The sequence below is a fragment of the Luteimonas sp. MC1825 genome (genome assembly GCF_014764385.1).
GTDB lineage: Bacteria > Pseudomonadota > Gammaproteobacteria > Xanthomonadales > Xanthomonadaceae > Luteimonas.
The window spans coordinates 1035984-1054524 of record NZ_CP061714.1; the positions used below are offsets into that span (position 1 = coordinate 1035984).

Annotated in this window: 13 protein-coding genes and 2 tRNA genes; 14 read left to right on the forward strand and 1 reads right to left on the reverse strand. The window is 69.2% G+C overall.

What is annotated here, in order from left to right; translation table 11 throughout:
• Window positions 1-123: 123 nt before the first annotated feature.
• From IDM46_RS04785 to IDM46_RS04850, 14 genes are all read left to right on the forward strand, one after another.
• Window positions 124-2664, forward strand: a complete 2541-nt coding sequence (locus tag IDM46_RS04785) for a TonB-dependent receptor (RefSeq protein WP_185114960.1) — start codon at window positions 124-126, stop codon at window positions 2662-2664.
• 194 nt (window positions 2665-2858) lie between these two features.
• Complete coding sequence (locus tag IDM46_RS04790) at window positions 2859-3353, forward strand: CinA family protein (protein WP_185114961.1); 495 nt, start codon at window positions 2859-2861, stop codon at window positions 3351-3353.
• 19 nt (window positions 3354-3372) lie between these two features.
• Window positions 3373-5055, forward strand: a complete 1683-nt coding sequence (locus tag IDM46_RS04795) for an AarF/UbiB family protein (protein ID WP_185115264.1) — start codon at window positions 3373-3375, stop codon at window positions 5053-5055.
• Window positions 5056-5105: 50 nt separating this feature from the next.
• Window positions 5106-5744: a transcriptional repressor LexA gene (lexA, locus tag IDM46_RS04800; RefSeq protein WP_182821935.1), complete on the forward strand. Its 639-nt coding sequence runs from the start codon at window positions 5106-5108 to the stop codon at window positions 5742-5744.
• A gap of 189 nt (window positions 5745-5933) precedes the next feature.
• A complete protein-coding gene (gene recA / locus IDM46_RS04805; RefSeq protein WP_185114962.1) occupies window positions 5934-7019 on the forward strand; it encodes a recombinase RecA in 1086 nt (361 codons plus the stop codon).
• Between the two features lie 17 nt (window positions 7020-7036).
• Complete coding sequence (locus IDM46_RS04810; protein ID WP_185114963.1) at window positions 7037-7558, forward strand: regulatory protein RecX; 522 nt, start codon at window positions 7037-7039, stop codon at window positions 7556-7558.
• 161 nt (window positions 7559-7719) lie between these two features.
• The gene (gene alaS, locus IDM46_RS04815) at window positions 7720-10362 is read left to right on the forward strand and encodes an alanine--tRNA ligase (protein ID WP_185115265.1); all 2643 of its coding nucleotides are present in this window, start codon (window positions 7720-7722) and stop codon (window positions 10360-10362) included.
• 152 nt (window positions 10363-10514) lie between these two features.
• On the forward strand, window positions 10515-10718 hold the full coding sequence (csrA, locus tag IDM46_RS04820; RefSeq protein WP_182821928.1) for a carbon storage regulator CsrA: 204 nt from the start codon (window positions 10515-10517) through the stop codon (window positions 10716-10718).
• A gap of 75 nt (window positions 10719-10793) precedes the next feature.
• Window positions 10794-10886 (forward strand) — tRNA-Ser (locus IDM46_RS04825).
• A gap of 52 nt (window positions 10887-10938) precedes the next feature.
• A tRNA-Arg gene (locus IDM46_RS04830) sits at window positions 10939-11015 on the forward strand.
• A gap of 385 nt (window positions 11016-11400) precedes the next feature.
• The gene (locus IDM46_RS04835; RefSeq protein WP_185114964.1) at window positions 11401-13050 is read left to right on the forward strand and encodes a right-handed parallel beta-helix repeat-containing protein; all 1650 of its coding nucleotides are present in this window, start codon (window positions 11401-11403) and stop codon (window positions 13048-13050) included.
• Between the two features lie 212 nt (window positions 13051-13262).
• Window positions 13263-14657, forward strand: a complete 1395-nt coding sequence (locus IDM46_RS04840) for a TIGR03013 family XrtA/PEP-CTERM system glycosyltransferase (RefSeq protein WP_223878028.1) — start codon at window positions 13263-13265, stop codon at window positions 14655-14657.
• Window positions 14658-14704: 47 nt separating this feature from the next.
• Window positions 14705-14983, forward strand: a complete 279-nt coding sequence (locus IDM46_RS04845; protein WP_182821922.1) for a phosphopantetheine-binding protein — start codon at window positions 14705-14707, stop codon at window positions 14981-14983.
• Window positions 14980-16551: an AMP-binding protein gene (locus IDM46_RS04850; protein WP_182821920.1), complete on the forward strand. Its 1572-nt coding sequence runs from the start codon at window positions 14980-14982 to the stop codon at window positions 16549-16551. Before IDM46_RS04845 ends, IDM46_RS04850 begins: the two co-directional genes overlap by 4 nt.
• Window positions 16552-16572: 21 nt before the next feature.
• Here the strand turns inward: IDM46_RS04850 and asnB are convergent, their stop codons facing one another.
• Window positions 16573-18540 (reverse strand): asparagine synthase (glutamine-hydrolyzing), encoded by a 1968-nt coding sequence (gene asnB / locus IDM46_RS04855; protein WP_185114965.1) that lies wholly within the window; start codon window positions 18538-18540, stop codon window positions 16573-16575.
• Window position 18541 lies beyond the last annotated feature (1 nt).

The window sequence follows — 18541 nt, forward strand, 5'->3', positions numbered from 1 at the left end:
TGCCGGCGGTCGCATCCGTGTCGATGATGCTCATCCAACATCCGGTTAGGGGGACACCCAATGGTCCAAGGCCACCCGCGGCGCCACGCGCTCGCGACAGCTGTTTTCGCGGTACTTGCTTCAATGCCCATCGCACAGGTGGCCCGTGCACAGGATGCCCCGGCGACCAGGCCGACGGCTGACGAGCCCACCACCCTGTCGACCATGACGGTCACCGCGCAGAAGCGCGAGGAAGCCCTGCAGGACGTGCCGATCGTCATCAACGTCATCGACGAGCAGCTGCTGCTCGACACCGGCGTGCGTGACATCAAGGACCTCCAGGTCCTCGTGCCCGGGCTCACAGTCACCAGCACGCAAAGCGCGGCGCAGACCACCGCGCGCATCCGCGGCATCGGCACCGTCGGCGACAACGCCGGCCTGGAGTCGTCGGTCGGCATCGTGATCGACGGCGTGTACCGCTCGCGCAACAGTGTCGGCTTCGGCGACCTCGGCGAGGTGGAGCGCATCGAGGTGCTCAAGGGGCCGCAGGGCACGGTGTTCGGCAAGAACACCTCGGCGGGCGTGATCAACGTCATCACCCGCAAGCCGAGCTACTCGCAGAGCGCGGAAGCCGAGATCACCGCGGGCAACTTCGGACTGCTCGGCGTGTCCGGTGCCTACAACGACGCGTTGGCCGAAAACGCGGCATTCCGCATCTTCGCGGCCAAGCGCAAGCGCGACGGCGTCGACGACGTCCGCGTCGGTGCCGGCCCGCGCAAGGAAACCGACGACGGCGACCAGAACTACCACACGGTCCGCGGCCAACTGTTCCTCGAGCCCAGCGACACGGTCGACATCAACCTGGTGGCGGACTACAGCAGCCGCGAAGAGAACTGCTGCGTCACGGTCACCACCCAGCGCGGACCCACCGCGGCCATCATCAACGCGCTGACCCCGGGCGGCGAGGGCGTGATCCCGGTGGCGGACCCCGAGCGGCGCCTGGCGTACAGCAACCGGCCCACCTCGCAGGACCTGAAGGACAAGGGCGTGTCGGCGCAGGTCGACTGGAACACCCCGTGGGCGAACAACGCCACGTTCTCCTCGATCACCGCGTTCCGCGACTGGCAGGCGATCAATGGCCTCGATTTCGACTACAGCGCGGCGGACATCCTGTACCGCGCCCCCGACGACAACGAGTCCCTGACGCGCTTCGAAACCTTCAGCCAGGAGCTGCGCCTGACCGGCTCGACCGACCGCGTCGACTGGATGGTGGGCCTGTTCTATTCGGACGAGGACCTGACGCGCAATGATTCGTACCGCTTCGGCAGTGCCTACGAGCCGTACCTGTCGACCCTGGTCGGCAGCCAGGTGCTGGCGGGCGTCGCGGCGCAGCTGGCGCCGCTGGGGCTGACCGTCAACCAGGCCAACCCGGCGACGTTCCTGTCGCAGGTCAGCGGCCGGCCCTTCGGGACCAACTTCACCGGCCTCGGCGCGCTCGACCGCCACGACCAGAATGCGCGCAGCACCGCCATCTTCAGCAACAACACCTTCCGCGCCACGGACGCGCTGGATTTCACCGTGGGCCTGCGCTACACACACGAAAAGAAGGAGCTGGATTCGGCGTACAGCAACCCGAGCGGCAGCGTGGGCTGTGGCGCGGCATTGGCCAACCCGGCAGCCCGCGTCGGCGGGGCGCTGGCGGCGCGGATCAACGGCTTCGCCAGCCTGCCGCCCGCGCTCCAGGCGCAGCTGCTGGCGGGCCTGGTGCCGGCGGTCGCGCCCGACGTGATCGGCTTCATGTGCCTGCCCTGGGCGAATGCGGCCCACAACGGCCGCAACGTGTCGCAGTCGCGGACCGAGAAGGAATGGTCGGGTACGTTCAAGGCCGCCTACGACTGGACCGACGAGGTCATGACCTACGTGTCGGTGGCACGCGGCTACAAGGGCGGCGGCTTCAACCTCGACCGCGTGCAGTCTTCCAACGGCCTGTCCAGCGGCGTCCGGGGCATCACTCCGGTGGACGACACCTCGTTCCCCGGCGAGTTCGTCAACAGCTTCGAGCTCGGCATGAAGACCGACTGGGCCGGCGGCAACCTGCTGTTCAATGCGGCGCTCTTCTACCAGGACTACAAGGACTTCCAGCTCAACAGCTTCCTGGGCACGAGCTTCGTGGTGCGCTCGATCCCGGAAGTGGTGTCGATGGGCTTCGAGGCCGACATGATGTGGCAGACCTCGGTGCCCGGCCTGATGCTGCAGGGTGGCCTGACCTACGCCGAAACCGAGTACGGCGACGACCTGCTGCCCGATGCCGACCTGGCGCTGCTGCCCGGCAACCAGATGAGCTTCGCGCCCAAATGGTCGGGCAACGCGTCGGTGACGTACGAATGGGGCTTCGGCGCCAACCACATCGGCCGCTTCAACATCGGCGCCAAGTACATGTCGGAGTACAACACCGGCTCCGACCTCGATGTGCAGAAGTTGCAGGACGGCTACGCGCTGGTGAATGCCCGCCTGGGCTTTGGCAGCCAGAACCGGCGCTGGCTGGTCGAGCTGTGGGGCCAGAACCTCACCGACGAGACCTACAAGCAGGTCGGCATCGACGCGCCGATCCAGGCCGGTTCGTGGAATGCCTTCCTCGGCGCGCCGCGCACCTATGGCGTGACCCTGCGGTTCAACTACTTCTGAACCCCGCGGCATCGTGACACTGGAACGGCCCGCTTCGGCGGGCCGTTTCTGTTGGGCGCCGGGTGCCAAGGCCCTCGAGGACGATGTCAAGGAGGAGGCATCGGCCGCCAGGCGGATGCCGGGGGACAGAAGCCGGCGCGACAAGCGCGGTGGGCAGGGACGATACTGCTCGCTTTCCACATGGTGAAAACGCAATGGATGTTCCCGGTGACGCCCTGCTGGCCAACCTTGCGCAGGCCCTTGGCGCGCGCCTCGAAGCCGCGCGCGACAGGCTGGTGACGGCGGAGAGCTGCACCGGGGGCTGGATCGCCAAGACGGTGACCGATGTCGCCGGCTCCTCGTCGTGGTTCGACTGCGGGCTCGCCGCGTACAGCTACGAGGCCAAGCAGGCGCTGCTCGGCGTGCGCGCGCAGACGCTCGAAGAGCAGGGCGCCGTGAGCCGCGACACCGCCATCGAGATGGTGTCCGGCGCGCTGGTGCATTCCGGTGCGTCGGTGGCGGTCGCGGTCACCGGCATCGCCGGGCCTGGCGGCGGCACCGACGACAAGCCGGTGGGGACGGTGTGGATCGCCTGGAAGCGTCGCGGCGGCTATCCGCATGCCGAGCTGTTCCACTTCGACGGCGACCGCGACGCGGTGCGCCGGCAGACGGTCGGCGAGGCGCTGCGCGGCCTCGAACGCCTGCTGTGAACAGGCGGAGCACAGGATGATGTGGGAGCGGTTGGCCGGCGTGCGTGACCTGGGGCGGCTGCAGGAGATCGCCAGCGTCCTCGTGCGCCACGGATTCGGCGACCTCGTCCGCCGCAGTGGCCTGGCGGGCGCGCTGGAGCGGGCAGGACGCCTGCTGCGTTGGGAACATGTGCAGGAGCGCCACGCCTTGCGCCCGCCGGAGCGCCTGCGCTGCGCGCTGCAGGAACTGGGCCCGACGTTCGTCAAGCTCGGCCAGGTGCTGTCGACGCGCGTGGACCTGCTGCCGCCGGACTGGATCGCCGAGCTCAGCCGGCTGCAGAACGAGGTGCCGGCGCTGCCCTGGGAGACGGTGCGGCCGCAGCTGGTCGAGGATCTCGGCGCCGAACCCGAAGCGGTGTTCGCGCGCGTCGAACAGGTCCCCGTGGCCGCCGCATCGCTGGCCCAGGCGCACCGGGCCTGGCTACACGATGGCACCGCAGTCATCCTCAAGGTGCGCCGGCCCGGCATCACCGACACCATCGAGGCAGACCTGCGGCTGCTCGCGCGGCTGGTGGTGATCGTGGAGTCCCAGGTCCCCGACCTGCGCCGCTATCGCCCGGTGGAGGTGGTGCGCCAGTTTCGCGAGTCGCTGCGGCGCGAACTGGACTTCGCGGCCGAGTGCCGCCACGCCGAGCGCATCGCCGCGAGCTTCGCCGACAACCCTTGCGTGGTGGTGCCGCGCGTGTACTGGCAGTGGACCAGCGAGCGGCTCAACGTGCAGGACTTCATCGACGGCATCCCCGCCGGGGACCTGGCAGCGGTGGACGCGGCCGGACTCGACCGCGCCGCGCTGGCGCGCGCCGGCACCGGCATCGTGCTGAAGATGGTGCTGGAGGACGGCCTGTTCCACGCCGATCCGCACCCCGGGAACATCTTCTTCCTGCGCTCCGGCGCCATCGCGCTGATCGATTTCGGGATGGTCGGGCACCTCGGCGAGCGACGCAGGCTGGAAATCGCGCGCCTGCTGCACGGCATGGTCGTGCAGGACGACGAGGCGGTGGCCGACATCCTGCTCGACTGGAGCGACGGCGGCGAGGTCGACGAAGACCGCCTGCAGGCCGTCACGTCGGTGCTGGTCGACCGCTATCGTGGCGTGCCGCTGAAGGACCTGCGGATGGGCACCATGCTGTCGGATGCCGCCGGCCTGCTGCGCCAGCATGGCCTGGTGCTGCCGCCGGACCTGGCGCTGGTGGTCAAGGCGTTCCTGACCCTGGAAGGCTTTGCGCGCCAGCTCGACCCCGATTTCGACATGGCCAGCGAGGCCAAGCCGTGGCTGGAGCGCGTGATGCTGCGGCGCTACGCACCTTCGATGCTCGCCCGGCGTGGTCGCCGCGGACTGGCCGGACTGGTGGAGTTGGGCGCCGAACTGCCGCGCGACCTTCGCCGGCTGGTGCGTGCGGCGCGCGGCGGCCGGGTGGGCGCGCGGATCGATGTGCCGGAGCTGAAGCCCTTTGGTGACCAGGTCGACCGCGCCGCCAGCCGGCTCACGATCGGCGTGATCACCGCGGCGCTGATCATCGGCTCGTCGATCGTCATGAACAGCGTCGGCGGCGGCGTGGGCAATCGCGGACTCATGGCGCTGGGCGTGCTGGGCTTCGTCGGCGCGGCCGCCGCCGGGGTCTGGATCGTCTATTCGATCTGGAAGGGCAGCCACCACCGTTGATCCGCGGGTGGCGTTGACGGCGCCGGGAGTTAGTAGTAATACTACTAACCATGCAACTGACCGACACCCAGCAGTCCATCCTTGCCCTCATCGCCGAGCGCATCGCCGAGGAAGGCGTGCCGCCCTCCCAGGCGGAAATCGCCCGCGCCTTCGGCTTCAGCAGCGTGCGCGCCGCGCAGTACCACCTGGAAGCCCTCGAGGCCGCAGGTGCGATCGAGCGGGTGCCGGGCCGTGCGCGCGGCATTCGCGTGCTGCAGGCGGCGCGGCCGGCGCAAGGCGCGTTGCCGCTGGCCGGCAACGCCGATGTCCTGGAACTGCCCGTGCTCGGCCAGGTGGCCGCCGGCCTGCCGATCGGCGCCGACATCGGCAGCGAGCAGGTGGTGCTGATGGACCGGGCGTTCTTCTCGCCGGCACCGGACTACCTGCTGCGCGTGCGCGGCGACTCGATGCGCGACGAGGGCATCTTCGACGGCGACCTGATCGGCGTGCACCGCACCAGCGACGCGCGCTCGGGCCAGATCGTCATCGCCCGCATCGACGACACGATCACCGTCAAGCTGCTCAAGATCGGCCGCGACCGCATCCGCCTGCTGCCGCGCAACCCGGACTACGCGCCGATCGAGGTCGAGCCGGGGCAGGAGTTCGCCATCGAAGGCCTGTATTGCGGGCTGGTGAGGCCCAACCGGTGAGCCTGTGCCGTGACCCGCGCGCGCCGATCCCCGGTGGCGGCGTTTTCCCACCGCGCAGCCGGGCCATGGCTGCTGCCGGTATCCGGCGTGGCCGGCTAGTTTCGATTCCCCGCGTCGAAGTCGCAGCCCCTGCGACCGGCCGCGGACACACTGCACACATCCCGAATACCTGATCCGAGGACGACCACGATGGACGAGAACAAGAAGCGCGCGCTTTCAGCAGCCCTGGGCCAGATCGAAAAGCAGTTCGGCAAGGGATCGGTGATCCGCATGGGCGACCGCGTCGCCGAAGTGGTCCCGGTCATCCCCACCGGCTCGCTGCAGCTCGACATCGCGCTGGGCATCGGCGGCCTGCCGCGTGGCCGCGTGATCGAGATCTACGGCCCGGAGTCCTCGGGCAAGACCACGCTCACCCTGCAGACCATTGCCGAGTGCCAGAAGCTCGGCGGCGTGGCGGCGTTCATCGATGCCGAGCACGCCCTTGACCCCACCTACGCGCAGAAGCTCGGCGTCAACGTCGACGACCTGCTGGTGTCGCAGCCCGACACTGGCGAGCAGGCGCTCGAGATCGCCGACATGCTGGTGCGTTCCAACGCCGTCGACATGGTGGTGATCGACTCGGTCGCCGCGCTCACCCCGCGCGCCGAGATCGAGGGTGAGATGGGCGACCAGCTGCCGGGCCTGCAGGCGCGGCTCATGAGCCAGGCGCTGCGCAAGCTCACCGGCAACATCAAGCGCAGCAACTGCATGGTGTTCTTCATCAACCAGCTGCGCCACAAGATCGGCATCATGATGCCCGGCCAGAGCCCGGAGACCACCACCGGCGGCAACGCGCTGAAGTTCTATGCCTCGGTGCGCCTGGACATCCGCCGCATCGGCGCGATCAAGAAGGGCGACGAGATCATCGGCAACCAGACCCGCATCAAGGTGGTCAAGAACAAGATGGCGCCGCCGTTCAAGCAGGTCATCACCGAGATCCTCTACGGCGAGGGCATCAGCCGCGAGGGCGAGGTGATCGACATGGCGGTCGAGGCCAAGATCATCGAGAAGGCGGGCGCCTGGTACAGCTACGGCGAAGAGCGCATCGGCCAGGGCAAGGAGAACGCCCGCCAATACCTCAAGGAGAATGTCGCCGTCGCCCAGCGCATCGAGGCCGAGCTGCGCGCGCGCCTGGCCCCGGTCGCGGTGCCGGCCGCGGCGGTTGAAGACGCCGACGACGAGGTCGAAGAAGCCAAGGACAAGCCCAGGTCCCGCGCCAAGGCGGCCGAGGCCTGACGGCCTCGCACGGCAGCGTGAGCCAGGACAGCCAGGCTCCGGGTGAGGACGATCGCGGCGGCAAGCGCCGCCGTCGCCCGGACCCCACGCCGGTGCAGCGGGCGCTGGGGCTGCTGGTTCGCCGCGAGCATTCGCGCAAGGAGTTGCGCCGCAAGCTGGAAGCGCGCGGTGTCGCGGACGACGAGGCCGAGGTGGCCATCGAGCGCATGGTCGAGGGCGGCTGGCAGGACGATCGCCGGTTCGCGATCAGCCTGGCGCGGATGCGCGTGTCCACGGGTTACGGACCGCTGCGCATCCGTGCCGAGCTGGGGACCCATGGCCTGGCGGACGAGGTGATCGAGGCCGCCTTCGCCGACCTGGCGGAAAGTGGCGACGACGACTGGTTGGCCGGTGCCCGCAGGCTGGTCGGCCGTCGGCTGGGTCCGATCCGAGAGGACGACCTGGTGCAGCGGCGCAAGGCGGCCGAATTGTTGTTCCGGCGGGGCTTTGGCGGCGATACGGTACGCGCCGCGACCGCGTTCGACCCCGACGACGACTGAACCCGTGCGGTGGGCCGGGGTGCTGCGACCCTCGTGCGGCCTGCTAACCTAGCGGCATCGGAACGCCACCGGATGTCGCCTTCGCGCGCTGCGCGGAGCTTGCGGCACCCGGTGCGGTGCCGCCCCCCAGCCCGCAAGCACCAGCGCAGATGCCCAACCCCATCGATTCCCCCCGTCCGACCACCGCGGACATCCGCCGCGATTTCCTCGAATTCTTCAGCGGCCGCGGCCATACCGTAGTGCCGTCGGCACCGCTGGTGCCCGGCAACGACCCCACGCTGCTGTTCACCAACTCCGGCATGGTGCAGTTCAAGGACGTGTTCCTCGGCGCCGAGAAGCGCAGCTATGTGCGTGCGGCCGACGTGCAGCGCTGCCTGCGCGCCGGCGGCAAGCACAACGACCTCGACCAGGTGGGCTATACCGCGCGCCACCACACGTTCTTCGAGATGCTCGGCAACTGGTCGTTCGGCGACTACTTCAAGGCCGACGCGATCGCCTGGGCCTGGGAACTGCTGACCACGGTCTGGAAGATCCCCGCCGACCGTCTGCTGGTCACCGTCTACCACGATGACGACGAGGCCTACGGCATCTGGCACAACGCCATCGGCCTGCCGCCGGAGCGGATCATCCGCATCGGCGACAACAAGGGTGCGCCGTACGCGTCGGACAACTTCTGGCAGATGGCCGACACCGGTCCCTGCGGGCCGTGCACCGAGATCTTCTATGACCACGGCGCGCACATCGCCGGCGGTCCACCGGGCTCGCCCGACGAGGACGGCGACCGCTTCATCGAGATCTGGAACCTGGTGTTCATGCAGTACGACCGCCAGCCCGACGGCAGCCTGCAGCCGCTGCCCGCGCCCTGCGTCGACACCGGCATGGGCCTCGAGCGGCTGGCGGCCGTGCTGCAGGGCGTGCACGGCAACTACGAGATCGACCTGTTCCAGGCGCTGATCGCCGAGGCTGCCGCGCTGACCGGCGCCGACCCGGGCAACAAGTCGCTGCGCGTGATCGCCGACCACATCCGTGCCTGCAGTTTCCTGGTCGTCGACGGCGTGCTGCCGTCCAACGAGGGCCGCGGCTACGTGCTGCGCCGGATCATCCGCCGCGCGCTGCGCCATGGCTGGATGCTCGGCGTGCGCCAGCCGTTCTTCCACAAGCTGGTGGCCACGCTGGATGCGCAAATGGGCGACGCCTATCCGGAACTGCGCGCGCAGCGCGCCCTGGTCGAGCGCGCGCTGCTGGCCGAGGAGGAACGTTTCGCCGAAACGCTCGATTCGGGCATGCGCATCTTCGACGAGGTTGTCGCGCGCAGCGACGGCGCCACCATCCCCGGGGGCGACGCGTTCCGCCTGTACGACACCTACGGATTTCCGGTCGACCTGACCGCCGACATCGCGCGCGAGCGCGGCATGGCGGTGGACATGGCCGGTTTCGAAGCGGCGATGAACCGGCAACGCGAGACCGCGCGCGCGGCCGGCAAGTTCGGCGGCGGCACCACGCTGCCGGCGGAGCTGGTGGCGCAGATGTCGCCGACGGCCTTCCTGGGCTACGACCATGTGCAGGCCGGCGGCCTCGAGGTCGTGGCCCTGCTTCGCGACGGGCGCCCGGTACGGGAAGTCGCGGCCGGCGACGAGGCGATCGTGTTCCTCGACCGCAGCCCGTTCTACGCCGAATCCGGCGGCCAGGTCGGCGATGTCGGCGAACTCGACGGGCAGGGCATGCGCTTCTCGGTGGACGACACCCGCAAGTTCGCGGGCCAGTTCCACGGCCACATCGGCCGCATGCGCGACGGCGTGTTGCGCGTCGGCGACCACGTGCTCGGCAGTGTCGACGCCACGCGCCGCGGCAGCATCGTGCTCAACCACAGCGCGACCCACCTGCTGCACGGTGCGCTGCGCGAACGCCTGGGCACGCACGTGGCGCAGAAGGGCTCGCTGGTCGCGCCCGACCGCCTGCGCTTCGACTTCTCTCATTTCGAACCGATCACCGCCGCCGAGCTGCGCGACGTCGAGCGCCGGGTGAACGAGGAGGTGCGCGCCGACCATGGCGTGGCGATCCGCGAGATGGCGATGGACGAGGCGATCGATGCCGGCGCCATCGCCCTGTTTGGCGAGAAGTACGGCGAGCGCGTGCGCGTCGTGACCATGGGCGGCTCGGTGGAGCTGTGTGGCGGCACCCATGTCGCCCGCACCGGCGAGATCGGCCTGTTCAAGCTGGTCTCGGAAGGCGGCGTGTCATCGGGCGTGCGTCGCATCGAAGCGCTGACCGGGCAGGCGGCGCTGGAGCAGGTCGCGCTGGACGAGTCGCGCCTGGCCGAAGCCGCGCGGATGCTCGGCGGCACCACCGCCGACGTCGGCGACAAGCTGCGCGCACTGCTCGATCGGCAGAAGAAGCTGGAGCGCGAGCTCGAAGCGATGAAATCGCGCGAGGCAAGCAGCGCCACCGCCGACCTGGCCGCGAGCGCAGTCGACGTGGCCGGCATCAAGGTGCTGGCGGTGCGGCTGGAAGGATTCGATGCGCGCACCCTGCGCGACGCCCTCGACCGCTTCAAGCAGCAACTTGGCGATGCGGTGGTCGTGCTGGCGGGAACGGCCGACGGCAAGGCCAGCCTGGTGGCAGGCGTGAGCGGCGCGGCACTGGGCAAGGTCAAGGCCGGTGAACTGCTGTCCCACATCGCCGGGCGGATCGGCGGCAAGGGTGGTGGCCGGCCAGACATGGCCCAGGGCGGCGGCCCGGACGGAGCGGCGCTGGTCGATGCGCTCGCCGGCGTGGCCGCTTGGGTAGCAGACCACGTGGTCTGAAAAGCGGCGTGCCATGACCTATGACCTACATGTGCGGGCCTGTTCGGCCGGTATCATGATTGGGCTACGTGAACCATCTTGGATGCGGTGACGACGTCACGGCTCCTCAGTCGACCCGGCCATCTGGATGGCCGGGACATGGAGTTCCCTACATGTTGATTTTGACCAGGCGGGTCGGTGAGACGCTGATGATCGGTGATTCGGTCACCGTGACGGTGCTGGGCGTCAAGGGCAACCAGGTCCGCATCGGCATCACCGCGCCGAAGGATGTCTCGGTGCACCGCGAAGAGATCTACCAGCGGATCCACGGCGGCGAGGGCGCGGCCGGGAGTGAAGTCGAGGGCGATGCCGATTGATGTTTGCCGGCTGCGCTGCAAGCCGGTATCCTTCGCTCCCACGCCGGCCTGAAGGCCGGCGTGGTGTTTCATCCCGGAGAGTTGCCCGAGTGGCCGAAGGGGCTCCCCTGCTAAGGGAGTATGGGGCTTAAAACTCCATCGAGGGTTCGAATCCCTCACTCTCCGCCAGCTTCAAAGCGTTGACGAAGTTGGCGTGTTGCTGCAAAATTCCGCTTCTAGCGCGCCCGTAGCTCAGCTGGATAGAGCACCAGGCTACGAACTTGGGGGTCGGAGGTTCGAATCCTTCCGGGCGCACCATATGATGCAAAAACGCCAGCGGCTTGCCGCTGGCGTTCTTGTTTCCGCGGCCGGGTGACTGTCTGCAACTCCTGAATGATCCCGATTGCCACTCGCCAAGTGTGATTGGGGTCGCGTTCTCACGCGATCTTCATCGCTAACCTGCGCCGGCGGTTCAATCACTCACGCACGGCGAACAGGGGCGCTGCTGCAAACTTCGGAGCTCTACATGCGCCCATTATCGCCTTTACAAGGTCGTTGCCCGTTATCAGGCTTACCGGAAACCTCGATCCTCGCCAACCTGCACCATGCTGCACCTGACGCGCCAGAGACACAGCGCGAACGCTCCACCCGCCGGCCACGCGCACTCGCCGCCCTCGCCGCAACACCACTTCTCCTGGCCTTCGTGGCCGCCCCGGCCTTCGCCGCGGAATGGTTCGTATCCCCCACCGGCAATGACAGCAGCGGCAATGGCAGCATCGGCTCGCCGTTCCGTACCGTGAAGCGCGTGCTTTCCACGACCAATGGCGTGGTTTCCGCCGGCGATACGGTCACGCTTCGCGGTGGCGGCACCTACAACGAATGCGACGTGCGCCTGCGCAAGCCGATGACGCTGCGCTCCTACCCCGGCGAACGCGCGCACATCCATTGCGACGTGAACACCCCCGACAGCGTCACCATCCAGATCGATCCGGGTGCCTCGGGCAGCCGCCTCAGCAACCTGGAGATCAGTGGCGGGCGCTACTACGCCGTGATGCTGCAGACCAGCTGGTACCAGGGCGGTCCGGCCAGCAACAAGGGCGCCGAGAACGTGGTGCTTGAAGACCTGCTGATCCGCGATACCGGCCGTGACGGCATCAAGGTCACCCCGAAGTCCAACAACGCGACCATCCGTCGCGTCGAGATCCGCAACACCGGCAAGATGTACCCGGCTGGCACGTCGCCGGATGCGATGAACGCCGACGGCATCGACAACGTCAATGGCTCCGGCATGCTGGTCGAGGACAGCTATATCCACGACATCGCCACCACCGGCCTGTACTTCAAGGGCGGCGCGGCGGACGTGGTGGTGCAGCGCAACCGCATCGAGAACACCGGCATGGCGGGCATCCTGGTGGGCTTCGACACCAGCACCGAGTTCTTCGACCTGCAGCTCAATCCGCAGTACTACGAGTCGATCCGCGGCACCGTTCGCAACAACGTGGTCCGCAACACGCAGTACGCGGGCATCGGGCTCTATGCGGCGAAGGATGCGCTGGTCGCGAACAACACCATCGTCAACGCGGCGCGCAAGGGCCACGGCGCCCTGTACTTCGGCGTGCCGTTCCAGGACTGGGACCCGTTGGCGGGCCGCCCGTCGAGCGTCAACCCGCGGCTGGTCAACAACCTGGTCATCCAGGACGGCGGGAACTGCATCGACATCCGCTACAGCGGCGAGCTGGGCGGACTGTCCGGGCTCAGCGGCTCGGCCAACTCCAACTACAACGGCTTCCACAATGCCAATTGCACGTTCCGTGACTCGCGCCCGGGCAGTGGCCTTGCGACGGCGGGAACGCTGGGGCAGTGGCGGTCCGCGACCGGCCAGGACGCCAACAGCAAGCTGGCCGCGTTCTCGGTAAGCGCGACCGGCCACCTGCCCGCAGGCAGCCCGGCGATCGGTGCCGGCACCCCGCTGGCCCAGGTGCTGAATGACATCGACAAGGACATCCGTGGCGCCACCTATGACATCGGTGCCGACCAGGTCACGGCGGGCACGACGCCGCCGCCGACCAACCCGCCGCCGACGACCCCGCCGCGCCGGCATCGCATCAAGTCGCCAGCGGTCGACCTTCCGCCGGTTGCCTCGCCGCCGCGCCCGCGGGTGGATGGTCCGGTCAATGGCGGCCGGCCGCCGGTACGCACCCCTGCGCGTCCGGGTGTCACCGGCGCGCGGTTGACCACGGGCCAGCCGGCCACGGCGGACGCCGACGTGGTGATCACCTCGCCAGCCGCGGCTGCATGGAAGCAGCTGGGCAGCTGGGTCGACGGCGCGAAGCAGAAGCTCTCCGCCAACTGAGCACTACCTGGCTGCCGCCCGTCATGGGCGGCAGCCAGGCCGCGGTCGCGGGGCTCCACTCCGCGCGGCCTGGCCCCCCGGTTCCTTTTGGCCGGTTTGCATCGTGATCCGAGTTTCTCTGGATGGGCGTCGCCATGCGCTGCCCACGTCCAGTGATCGCGATGGCGAACGGGGGTCGGCATGTTGTCGTTCAAGTGCAAAGGGCGAGGCCGGTGATCCGGGCCTTCGGCGGGCGTGCCCACCGCCTCGTGCGCATCCAGTGGCTGCTCGAGTCGCTGGCCCTGCTGCTCGCCTCGGTGGCGGCGATCTGCCTGCGCTTTTCCGATGATCCGGACGGCCGCAGCCTGCACCTGGCCATGGTCCCGTTTCCGGCGATCCTGGTACCGATGTACGTCACCATGGCGATGGCGGCATTCGGGCTCTACCAGTCCCACGTACGGCACAATCCTTCCGAACTCGTGCTTCGCATGCTGCTGGCGTTCGCGTTCGGCGGCGTCGGCCTGCTGGTGACCTATTACGCGGTGCCGCAGACCTACATGGGTCGAGGGCTGCTGTCGATCACCCTCGCACTCGGCTTCGTCTCCGTCGCCGCGCTCCGCTGGGGGGCGCGCAGCCTGACGGGTGGCCAGGCCTACAAGCGGCGCGTCCTGGTGTATGGCGCCGGCGAACAGGCCGACCTCATCAACCGCCGCATGCGCCGGCGGGCTGACCGGCAGGCATTCTGCGTGGTCGGCTTCGTGCCGGCCCCCGGCCAGCGGGTCGTGGTCGCCGAGGACCTGCTCGTGCGCACCATGCTCGACCTTCCCTCGCTGACCCGCGAGATGGGCGTGCAGGAGATCGTCGTGGCCCCGGATGAGCGTCGCGGCGGCCTGCCGATGGAGGACATCCTGGCCTGCGCGCAGCGCGGTATCTCGGTGGTGAACATCCCGATGTTCTTCGAGCGCGAGGCGGGCATGATCAAGCTCGAGGCAGCCGACCCGTCCTCGCTGGTGTTCTCCGGAGGCTTCGACCATTCGCTGATGCGGCGGCTGAGCAAGCGCAGCTTCGACCTGGCTGCCGCCACCGCGCTGCTCCTGGTCGCGTGGCCGGCCATGCTGCTGGTGGCGGCGGCCGTGCGCATCGAGGGCGGCGGGCCGGTGCTCTACCGGCAGATGCGCGTGGGCGAGGGTGGACGCAGCTTCGAACTGGCCAAGTTCCGCAGCATGCGCACCGACGCCGAAGGCGACGGCGTGGCGCGATGGGCGAGCCGCGACGACAACCGCACCACGCGCGTGGGCCGCTTCATCCGCAAGACGCGCCTGGACGAGCTGCCGCAACTGTTCAACGTGCTGGCCGGCGACATGAGCTTCGTCGGGCCGCGCCCGGAGCGCCCGCAGTTCGTGCAGCAGCTCAACGGCGAGATCCGCTACTACAACGTGCGCCACTCGGTGAAGCCGGGGCTTACCGGCTGGGCGCAGTTGCGCTATCCGTATGGCGCATCGGTCAGCGACGCGCAGGAAAAGCTCAAGTTCGACCTTTTCTACGTCAAGAACCAGGGGCTCGTGTTCGATTTCATGATCCTGCTGCAGACGGTCGAGGTCGTCCTGTTCAGGCGGGGTGCGCGCTAGGCCGGCCGTCCGCCGCCGTGGATTCCGTTACCTGATCGACCCCTTCCATGGATGATCCAGTGAGCCAGTACGAATCCCGCATCCGCGCCTTCATCGACGAGAACTTCCCGCCCGCCGGCCCGGGCGGGCCGCCCGCCGCGGAGGTCAGCCTGCTGGAATCGGGCGTCATCGATTCCATGGGGGTGTTGCTGCTGGTGACCTGGCTGGAGCAGGAGTTCGGCCTCATGGTCGACGACGATGAAGTGCTGCCGGACAACCTCGACAGCATCGCCGCCATCGACGCTTTCGTCGCGCGCAAGCTCCTGGAGATGGAGCTGTCCGAGTGACGGCACGTTGCGAGCGCTGGCTGGCGCGGGCGGCCGCGCAGCACCCGGGCAAGACGGCCGTCGTGCGTGGCGGTCGCCGGGTCGACTACGCCACGCTGCACGCCGAAAGCGAGCGCTTCGCCGCCGCGCTGGCCGGACATGCGGCACTGGGCGACGGCCAGCGCTGCGTGGTGTTCCTGGAGAACTCGGTCGAGGCCGCGGTCGGCGTGTTCGGCACCCTGCGCGCCGGTGGCGTGTTCTCGGTGATCAATCCCACCACCAAGGCGGACAAGCTCGCGTTCGTGCTCGCCGACTGCGGAGCGACGGTCCTGCTGACCCAGGCCAGCCTGCTGCCGGTGGCCCGGTCCGCCGCGGCGCGTGCGCCCAGCGTGCGTTGCATCGTGGTGGTCGACGGCGATGGCGACGGCATGAATGGCGGGGTCATCGCATACCGGCGCTTCCTCGCCGCGGCTGATCCGGGGCGCCTGCCGCTCCAGGTCGGCATCGATACCGACCTGGCCATGCTGGTGTACACCTCGGGTTCGACCGGCAACCCCAAGGGCGTGATGATGACCCACGCCAACGTCCGCTTCGCCGCCACGTCCATCACCAGCTACCTCCAGGCCAGCCACGACGACGTCGTGCTAAGCGTGCTTCCGCTCGCGTTCGACTACGGCCTCTACCAGTTGCTGATGTGCGTCAAGCTGGGCGCGACGCTGGTGCTCGAGACGTCCTTCGCGTTCCCGCAGAAGGTGCTGCCGCTGCTGGCCACCGAGCGGGTGACCGCATTCCCGCTGGTGCCGACGATGGCGGCGCTGATCGTGCAGCTGCGCAACTTCGACCCTGCCTGGGCCGCCAGCGTGCGCTACCTCACCAATACCGCCGCCGCGCTGCCGCCGGCGCACATCCGCAGGTTGCAGGACCTGTTCCCGGCCGCGCGGGTGTACTCCATGTACGGAATGACCGAGTCCAAGCGCTGCACGTGGCTGCCGCCGGAAGAACTGGCGCGACGCCCGGACAGTGTCGGCATCGCCATTCCCGGCACCCAGGCCTGGGTGGCCGACGACGCCGGGCGGCCGTTGCCCGCCGGCGAGGTCGGCGAGCTGGTGGTGCGCGGCGGCCACGTGATGCAGGGCTACTGGAACAACGCCGAAGCCACCGCGCGCGCGCTGCGGCCCGGCCGCTACCCGTGGGAGCGCGTGCTGCACACCGGCGACCTGTTCCGCACGGATGCCGAGGGATTCCTGTACTTCGTCGGCCGCAAGGACGACATCCTCAAGTCCCGCGGCGAGAAGGTCAGCCCCAAGGAAGTGGAGAACGTGCTCTACGCCATGCACGGGGTCCGCGAGGCCGCCCTGGTCGGTGTCCCCGACCCGGTGCTCGGCCACGCGCTCAAGGCGCTGCTGGTGGTCGACGATCCCGGCCTGGACGCGCGCGCGGTGATCGCGCACTGCCGCGCCCACCTCGAGGAGTTCATGGTGCCGCGCACCGTGGAGTTCCGCGAGTCGCTGCCCAAGACCGGCACCGGCAAGATCCGGCGCAGTGAACTCCAGGCCGAAGCCGAGGGCCGCGAAGCCGCCGAAGCCTGAGTCGACGCCGGCGGACCGGGTTCAGGCCAGGGCGATGCCCGCCGCCTCATGCCGCCGTCCGGCCGGCGCGTGGATGCCCTGCAGCAGGCGCGCCGACAGGATGCCGACGAACGCCTGGTTGTCCGCGAAGCTGGCGGCCTTGCCGGCGCGGGCCTTCGCGTACAGGCGTGACACGGCGGCGGCGTCGAACATGCCGTCGGCGCGGATCGCATCGGGATCGAAGGCTTCGGCCACGTAGTCGAGCGGCTGTCCGTCGACGAAGAAGCAGTCGCTGTCCGGCGCGCGGTAGGGTTGCTTGGTGCGACGCAGGATATCGGCGGGCAGGAGGCCGGCCAGTGCCTTGCGCAGCACATGCTTCTCCGACAGGCCGTGCAGCTTCCACTGTGGCGGGAGGCGGTTGGCGAACTCGACCAGGGTGTGGTCGAGGAAGGGATAGCGGCCCTCGATGGATGCCGCCATCGCCGCGCGATCGCCTTGGCTGGCCAACAGGTATCCGGCGAGCAGCGTCTTGGCTTCCACGTACTGGTCGCGCGCCAGCGGAGCCCAGCGCATGACGCGCGCCGGCAGGCGCGACTCGACCAGCGCCAGCGGGTCGAAGCCGGCGACCGCGGCGCGCAAGTCCGGCGCGAGGAACCTCAGCGCGCGCGCCGACGTGGTCCAACGCGGCACATGCGCGAACACCGGCCGGTCGATGTGCTGCATGCCCTGTCCGAAGAATTCCGCCGCGAACGCGGGGCTCGACGCTGGCGAGGTGGCGAGGTAGCCGTACAGGCGCCCGAGCAGGCGCGGACGTACCGCGGAGTGCGGCTGGCGTGCCCAGAAGCGGCGCACCTTCGCCTCCTTGAACAGGTCGTAGCCGGCGAAGACCTCGTCGGCGCCTTCGCCGGTCAGTACCACGCGATACCCCTGGCGGCGCACCTCATCGGCAAGCCGCATCAGTGGCACGCCCGCGGTGCGCAGCACCGGGGTCTCGGCGTGCGCGATGAAGCGCGGGAATGCCTGGCCGATATCGCCCGCCGCGACCTGCAGCGTGGTGTGGTCCGTGCCCAGGTGCCGGAACATCGCCTGCTGGTGCGGGGATTCGTCGAACTCGCGCTGCGCGAACGCCACCGAGAACGTGCGCAGCGGCGTGCTGGTGGCAGTGCGCACCAGGGCGGCGATGCCCGAGGAGTCCAGGCCTCCGCTGAGGTAGGCGCCGACCGGGACATCGGCGCGCAGCTGCAGGCGGACAGCGTCCACCAGCCGCTCGCGCAGTTCGCCCGCGGCCTGGTCGATGTCGCGCCAGGGCCGGGCCGTGTCGCAGGCGTCGGGGAAGCTCCAGTCCCAGTAGCGGTGCAGGCGCTCGCGGCCGTCGGCCTCGACGGCCAGCATGTGGCCCGGCGGCAGCGTGGACACGCCGTGCCACACGGTGTCGGGGTCCATGGGGGCCCACAGCGTCAGCGCCTGCGCGAGGCCCATCGGGTCCAGGCGCGCGTGCCCGGGCAGCGCGGCGAACAGCGCCTTGACCTCGGAGGCGAACCACAGTGCGCCGCGCGCACGGGTGTAGTACAGCGGGCGGATGCCGAGGCGGTCGCGCGCAAGCACAAGCCGGCGCCGGGCGCCGTCCCAGAGGGCGATGGAAAACTGGCCGTTGAGGTGATCGACGAAGGCATCGCCGTGGTGCTGGTACAGGTGCACGATCACTTCCGTGTCCGAACGCGTGTGGAACTCGTGGCCCTGCGCCTCCAGCCGCGCGCGCAACTCGATGAAGTTGAAGATCTCGCCGTTGAACACCGTCCACACCCGGGCGTCCGGACTGGCCATCGGCTGGGCGCCGGTGGCGAGGTCGATGATCGCAAGCCGTGCGTGCGCCAGGCCGACCCCTTCGTCGACGTGGAAGCCGTAGCCGTCGGGGCCGCGATGGGCGAGGGTGGTGATCATCGAGGCCAGCACGGCGCGCGCGTCCTGCGCGGCAATGCCGGATCCGAGGTAGCCGGCCAGGCCGCACATG

Bases quoted from the DNA above. Each gene is read 5' to 3' on its own strand.
- IDM46_RS04785 (WP_185114960.1), top strand. From the start codon at position 124: ATGCCCATCGCACAGGTGGCCCGTGCACAGGATGCCCCGGCGACCAGG.
- IDM46_RS04790 (WP_185114961.1), top strand. From the start codon at position 2,859: ATGGATGTTCCCGGTGACGCCCTGCTGGCCAACCTTGCGCAGGCCCTT.
- IDM46_RS04795 (WP_185115264.1), top strand. From the start codon at position 3,373: ATGTGGGAGCGGTTGGCCGGCGTGCGTGACCTGGGGCGGCTGCAGGAG.
- lexA (WP_182821935.1), top strand. From the start codon at position 5,106: ATGCAACTGACCGACACCCAGCAGTCCATCCTTGCCCTCATCGCCGAG.
- recA (WP_185114962.1), top strand. From the start codon at position 5,934: ATGGACGAGAACAAGAAGCGCGCGCTTTCAGCAGCCCTGGGCCAGATC.
- csrA (WP_182821928.1), top strand. From the start codon at position 10,515: ATGTTGATTTTGACCAGGCGGGTCGGTGAGACGCTGATGATCGGTGAT.
- IDM46_RS04845 (WP_182821922.1), top strand. From the start codon at position 14,705: ATGGATGATCCAGTGAGCCAGTACGAATCCCGCATCCGCGCCTTCATC.
- asnB (WP_185114965.1), bottom strand. From the start codon at position 18,540: ATGTGCGGCCTGGCCGGCTACCTCGGATCCGGCATTGCCGCGCAGGAC.